This window comes from Candidatus Chordibacter forsetii (genome assembly GCF_964187505.1).
In the GTDB taxonomy this organism is placed as follows: domain Bacteria; phylum Verrucomicrobiota; class Verrucomicrobiia; order Opitutales; family Seribacteraceae; genus Chordibacter; species Chordibacter forsetii.
Window position 1 is genome coordinate 1 of sequence record NZ_CAXLML010000165.1, and the last position, 6,729, is coordinate 6,729.

Below are 6,729 nucleotides of genomic sequence, written 5' to 3' on the forward strand. Positions count from 1 at the left end.
CCCGGTGACCCCAACCCAGCCTTCTTCTGGAAGGGACGCTACCACCTGCACTACATTTACAAAGACCGTGCGGCTCGCAAAAAAGAGAAGGGTCGTGATTTAGGGCCGGACTGGGGGCATGTCTCCAGCACAGATATGGTGCACTGGACTTGGCATCCCACCGTGCTGGGTCCCAAAAGAATGGGGCATGGCATGTTCAGCGGCACTGGATTTTTTACCAAGGAAGGCAAACCAGGAATCATCTACCACGGCAAGTCATCGAGTAAGAATTGGATTTCCTACGCCCTGGACGATCATCTAAACCAGTGGAGCGAACCCGAACTTGTTCTCCCGAGGGACAAGGACGGTAAGGACATCACGGAGATGTCATACTTCGATCCCGACCTGTGGATTAACAACGGGGTTTACTATGCACTCAATGCCCGCAGTAGCAGCGAACCTCCGGTGATCATGAAGTCTAACAACCTCAAAGACTGGGACTATATCGGCGAGTTGCTTCACCCGGATTTTGACGAAGAGAAACTTGGGGTGGGAAGAGACGAGGACATCTCCTGCCCGAATATGTTTAAAATGGGAGATAAGTGGGTGCTACTCTGCATCAGCCATGACCTGGGCTGCCGTTATTTCATCGGCGATTTCAAAGACGAGCAATTCCTGCCCGAGCAGCATGGCATGATGAACTGGGCCGCCTGGGACTTCTTTGCGCCTGAATCCCTGCTGACACCCGATGGCCGCAGAGTGATGTGGTCCTGGTGCACCACGGTCGTGTCGAAAAAGAAAAATACAGTGCCTAGAGAAATAGAAATAGATTTCAATGAAGTCTTGGCAGGCAAGATCCAAACCGGCATCCAGTCCCTGCCGCGCGAGCTGAGTCTTTCCGATGAGGGCACCTTGCTCATCAAACCCCTGCGTGAACTCAAGAAATTACGAGCCGATGAAAAAACCTTTAAGGACATTACGGTCAACAGTGACACCACCCATCTCCTCGAGGGGATCAGCGGTGACACCATGGAGTTAGAGCTTGTTCTGGAAGCCCCCTCGGCCAAGGAGTTCGGCCTCAAGGTGCTGTGTGATCAGGACGGCAGCGACGGCTTCACCATCTCATCGGGCAAGGGCAGCAAGAACCTGAATGTCGGCTACATCCAACCTCCCTTTGAACTACAGGAAGGCGAGGATCTCACCCTGCGCATCTTCATCGACAAACGCCTGATCGAGGTCTTTGCCAACGACCGCCAGGCCGCTGTGGCGTGGTATGACTATAAACCCAAGGACCTGCATGTAAGCCTGTTTAGCAAAGGAGGGGACTTGAAAGTCAAGAAGGTCTCCGCCTGGCAGATGAAGTCGATCTATCCCAAAGCTGGAAGGGAGCAGAAAACACACACTAAATAAATATCATCATTTCGCCCCTTCAATCCAGAGGCGAAAGCAGATGAAAATAAAATAGAACAAAAAACAAAAGATAGAAAATAGGAGCAAAAATAAATATGAATGGTTTTCTTCTAAGAAGTGCACTGGTTGCCGCCTTGGGCGGATTCTTGTTCGGTTTTGATACCGCAGTAATCTCCGGTGCGGAGCAGGAGCTGAGAGCTTTTTTCGCTGATGATTATCGAAATCTGGCTGATAGGCTGGGCTTTGGATCGTACGGGTTCTGGCATGGTTTCACCTGTGCCACTGCGATTATCGGTACGATCATCGGCTCAATCATCGTTGGCAAGCAGGCCGATAGGTATGGGCGCAGGAAAACCCTGTTCATCATTGCCGTGATGTACTTTGTGTCCGCGGTGGGAAGTGGTCTGGCATGGAGCTGGATGTCCTTCTCACTCTTCCGCCTTCTCGGCGGACTTGCTGTCGGCGGCGCATCGGTTGTTGCTCCGATGTATATTGCTGAGATCAGCCCGGCCAACAAGCGCGGTCGGTTTGTCGCAATCACGCAGTTCAATGTGATCTTCGGCATTCTGATGGCCTATGTTTCAAACTACATCGTCGGAGGCCTTGACCTTGGCGCACTGGAGTGGCGCTGGATGTTTGGCGTTGAGGCCTTTCCGGCACTGGCCTTCTTCTTGCTACTTTTCCTGACCCCACGCAGCCCGAGATGGCTGCTAACAAAAGGCTTGGAGGATGAGGCGAGAGCTGTCCTGAATCGTGTCGGTACGGACCACAACAGCGTGGATGACGAGATCAACGATATCAAGAGATCTCTGGATATGGATCACCATTCGCTCAATGAGCCGTTCTTCTGCAGGAAATACAGCAAGCCGATCATGCTGGCCATCGCGATAGCCGCATTCAACCAACTCTCCGGTATCAATGCCGTGCTCTACTACTCTCCGCGCATCTTCGAGATGGCAGGTTTTTCTGAAGGTCTGCTTACATCCACAGCCGTCGGTTTTTCCATGCTGGTATTTACAATGCTGGCCTTGATCGTTATCGACCATTTCGGGCGTCGCAAGCTGATGATTGCCGGTTCAATCGGATATATTATCAGCCTGAGTGCCATTGCCTGGGCTTTCTACACCTACGGCGCGGATTTCAAAGCGTTCCTCGAACATGGCACCCCAGTATCCGGTATTGGTAGCCAGGTCGTGTTGTGGGGGCTGATCGCATTCGTTGCAGCGCACGGATTCGGGCAGGGTGCTGTTATCTGGGTATACATATCCGAGGTCTTCCCCAACCGGGTAAGGGCGCGCGGACAGGCTCTGGGTTCATTTACGCATTGGTTCATGGCTGCGGCCATCTCATGGTCGTTTCCGATGTTTGCTGAGATCAATGTGGGTCATATATTCGTCTTCTACACCGTCTGTATGATTCTTCAGTTGTTATGGGCCATGTTCCTCATGCCGGAGACCAAGAACATTTCACTCGAAGAGATTGAGGATAAGCTCGGCATTTCTGACTAGTCTGCAAGGAAGTACTATAATGGACGCATCCAAAACACTACTCATCACTGTCCTCATCACTTCCGCCTTCAGTGCACCGGTATCGAAAGCTGCCGACGTGACCCCGACGATGCCGAAGAACCCGCCTGAGAGCTGGCTGACTTACCACCTCGCCCACCCGGGCCCCGGGCATGCAGTACCCGGTGACCCCAACCCAGCCTTCTTCTGGAAGGGACGCTACCACCTGCACTACATTTACAAAGACCGTGCGGCTCGCAAAAAAGAGAAGGGTCGTGATTTAGGGCCGGACTGGGGGCATGTCTCCAGCACAGATATGGTGCACTGGACTTGGCATCCCACCGTGCTGGGTCCCAAAAGAATGGGGCATGGCATGTTCAGCGGCACTGGATTTTTTACCAAGGAAGGCAAACCAGGAATCATCTACCACGGCAAGTCATCGAGTAAGAATTGGATTTCCTACGCCCTGGACGATCATCTAAACCAGTGGAGCGAACCCGAACTTGTTCTCCCGAGGGACAAGGACGGTAAGGACATCACGGAGATGTCATACTTCGATCCCGACCTGTGGATTAACAACGGGGTTTACTATGCACTCAATGCCCGCAGTAGCAGCGAACCTCCGGTGATCATGAAGTCTAACAACCTCAAAGACTGGGACTATATCGGCGAGTTGCTTCACCCGGATTTTGACGAAGAGAAACTTGGGGTGGGAAGAGACGAGGACATCTCCTGCCCGAATATGTTTAAAATGGGAGATAAGTGGGTGCTACTCTGCATCAGCCATGACCTGGGCTGCCGTTATTTCATCGGCGATTTCAAAGACGAGCAATTCCTGCCCGAGCAGCATGGCATGATGAACTGGGCCGCCTGGGACTTCTTTGCGCCTGAATCCCTGCTGACACCCGATGGCCGCAGAGTGATGTGGTCCTGGTGCACCACGGTCGTGTCGAAAAAGAAAAATACAGTGCCTAGAGAAATAGAAATAGATTTCAATGAAGTCTTGGCAGGCAAGATCCAAACCGGCATCCAGTCCCTGCCGCGCGAGCTGAGTCTTTCCGATGAGGGCACCTTGCTCATCAAACCCCTGCGTGAACTCAAGAAATTACGAGCCGATGAAAAAACCTTTAAGGACATTACGGTCAACAGTGACACCACCCATCTCCTCGAGGGGATCAGCGGTGACACCATGGAGTTAGAGCTTGTTCTGGAAGCCCCCTCGGCCAAGGAGTTCGGCCTCAAGGTGCTGTGTGATCAGGACGGCAGCGACGGCTTCACCATCTCATCCGGCAAGGGCAGCAAGAACCTGAATGTCGGCTACATCCAGCCGCCCTTCGAGCTGGAGGACGGGGAAGACCTCACCCTGCGCATCTTCATCGACAAACATCTGATCGAGGTCTTTGCCAACGACCGCCAGGCCGCTGTGGCGTGGCATGACTATGACGCCGATGATCTTCACATCAGCCTGTTTGGCAAAGGAGGTGACCTGATTGTCAAAAGGTTCTCCGCCTGGCAGATCAAATCAATCTATCCCAAAGCAGGAAGCGGTCAGAAATAAAACGACCATCCTATCCTAGCTGGAATCAATCCATTACAAATATGACATTCAGAAAACAAAACCTATTGTTTAGCTTTTTCATCGCTGCATGCTGGCTGGTAAGCCTCGGAGCCAAGGAGCCGGGTAAGCCCAATATCGTGATTATCCTGACGGACGATCTGGGCTATGGGGATGTCTCCTTTCTTAATGCCGAATCCAAAGTAAAAACACCGCATATGGATAAGCTGGCCGAGGAAGGGGTGTGGGCAACCGATGCCCATTCTCCAAGCACTGTATGTAGCCCCAGCCGTTACTCCATGCTTACCGGGCGGTATTCATGGCGCCGAAAGATTAGCCGGCTCAACCCATGGAAAGAATCCTTCATCGCACCTGACCGGGTAACTTTGCCCAAAATTCTTAAGAGCAAGGGATATTATTCCGCCTGCGTGGGCAAGTGGCATCTCGGGTTTGACTGGCCCTGGAAGGGTGGGGTGAAACCACCCAATTCGGTCATTGGTACAGGAACGAGCAAGGCGACCTGCGAGATGTTTGATTGGTCGAAGCCCATCCAGGGGGGACCCTTGGGGGCTGGGTTTGATTATTACTTTGGGGATGATGTGCCCAATATGCCCCCCTATGCCTTTATTGAAAATGATCGTTTAACCTGTGACCCCATTGATGTGGATGGAGGAAAACTCAGAAAACAGCAGGTGATGTCGGGTGGCTATATCCATGGGATCGGCCCGGGGCAAAAGGATTGGCAACTCGATCAGGTGATGCCGATGATTACCGCCAAGGCTGTTGAAACCATAAAAAAACAAAGCAAGAGCGCTGATCCCTTCTTCCTTTATTTCTCCACCACTTCCCCACATTCCCCCATCGTTCCATTGGATGAGTTTCAGGGTAAGACTCAGGCAGGGCCTTATGGGGATTACATAGCTCAGACCGATCAGGCGGTCGGGGAAATTGTGGCCACACTCAAAGAGGCGGGCGTATATGAGAATACTTTTCTGATTGTTTCGAGCGATAACGGACCGGCTCCGTTTATGCGTGACTTGATCCAGAAGCATCAACACAACCCGTCCGGTTTGCTGCGTGGATTGAAGCGGGACCTGCTTGAGGGCGGGCACCGTGTTCCTTTCATCGCATCCTGGCCCAAGGGAGGAATCAAAGATGGTCGCCGCATAGATTCCACTCTATCACTTGCAGATCTCTTTGCCACCATAGCCGGTATGATAGGGGTGCCTTTGGAAGACGGAGTGGCGGAGGATAGCCTCGATGTTTTGCCCACTCTACTTTCGGATCAGCCTGTGCGGACAGAATTGGTCTACCATGCCGCCAATGGGAAGCTCGGACTGAGGCAGGGAGACTGGGCTTATTTGCGCCGGGGAGGGATTACCGAGGAGCCCGGCTGGTATGAGGAGGACTGGCAGGGAGATTCCCTCGATGCGCCTGCTCTCTTGTTTGAGCTGTCCAGTGACCTTGCCCAAAAGACAAACCTGAGGACCAAGCACCCCAACCGAGTAAAGCGTATGGAAGAACGATTGGCAGAAATCGAAAAAGGAACATCCACCCGCTGATCGTTTCAACTCTTAAAAACATGAAATATAAAAGCTCTTTATTTTTATTAATCTTAAGTTTAGCCAGCCAGCTGAATTTGCACACAGAGGGGAAGCCACTCAATGCACGAAATGTCAGCAAGGCCGGCAAAAAGGAACAGTATGCTGGTTCCATCCCCAAGCCCACATTGAGCGAGGTTGCTTATGGTTCACATGAGCGCCATGTGCTCGATTTCTGGAAAGCAAAATCAGACAAACCAACTCCTCTTACCTTCGTTATTCATGGTGGGGGGTGGAAAAATGGGAGCAAAGAAAGGCTTAATCGTTTTGTCGATGCACCTGCCTTGTTGAAAGCGGGTATTTCCGTGGTAGCGATTAACTATCGCCTGATCAAAAGCAACTCGGATATTGAGCCACCGGTGAAAGCCCCCTTACATGATGCGGCCCGTGCTTTGCAGTTTGTCCGTAGCAAGGCAGCTGAGTGGAATATAGACAAGACTCGCATTGCAGCGGCAGGAGGTTCCGCTGGTGCCTGCACCAGCCTGTGGTTGCTTTACCACGACGATCTGGCTGACCTCACAAGTGATGACCCAATCGCTCGCGAATCCACCCGACTCTATTGTGCCGCGGTCAATAACGCGCAAACCACTGCCGACCCGCAGCAAATGAAAGAGTGGACCCCAAACAGCAAGTATGGTGGGCATGCCTTTGGCATGAAGAGTTTTGACCAGTTCCTGGC

At 52.2% G+C, this 6,729-nt stretch carries 5 protein-coding genes; all 5 read left to right on the forward strand.

What is annotated here, in order from left to right; translation table 11 throughout:
* Positions 1-1,389, forward strand: a 1,389-nt coding sequence (locus ACKPQ4_RS07000) for a glycoside hydrolase family 32 protein (protein ID WP_407680475.1), incomplete at its 5' end; no start/stop codon positions are given.
* Between the two features lie 95 nt (positions 1,390-1,484).
* Positions 1,485-2,897, forward strand: coding sequence for a sugar porter family MFS transporter (locus ACKPQ4_RS07005; protein WP_407680476.1), 1,413 nt, complete (start codon positions 1,485-1,487; stop codon positions 2,895-2,897).
* 19 nt (positions 2,898-2,916) lie between these two features.
* Entirely contained in the window at positions 2,917-4,452 is a 1,536-nt protein-coding gene (locus tag ACKPQ4_RS07010) for a glycoside hydrolase family 32 protein (protein ID WP_407680477.1), read from the forward strand.
* A gap of 41 nt (positions 4,453-4,493) precedes the next feature.
* Positions 4,494-6,011: a sulfatase family protein gene (locus tag ACKPQ4_RS07015; RefSeq protein ID WP_407680478.1), complete on the forward strand. Its 1,518-nt coding sequence runs from the start codon at positions 4,494-4,496 to the stop codon at positions 6,009-6,011.
* Between the two features lie 20 nt (positions 6,012-6,031).
* A partial coding sequence (locus ACKPQ4_RS07020; RefSeq protein ID WP_407680479.1) for an alpha/beta hydrolase fold domain-containing protein occupies positions 6,032-6,729 on the forward strand: 698 nt, incomplete at its 3' end.

Excerpts from the sequence above, each read along its gene's own strand:
- ACKPQ4_RS07005 (WP_407680476.1), top strand. The coding sequence starts at position 1,485 with ATGAATGGTTTTCTTCTAAGAAGTGCACTGGTTGCCGCCTTGGGCGGA.
- ACKPQ4_RS07010 (WP_407680477.1), top strand. The coding sequence starts at position 2,917 with ATGGACGCATCCAAAACACTACTCATCACTGTCCTCATCACTTCCGCC.
- ACKPQ4_RS07015 (WP_407680478.1), top strand. The coding sequence starts at position 4,494 with ATGACATTCAGAAAACAAAACCTATTGTTTAGCTTTTTCATCGCTGCA.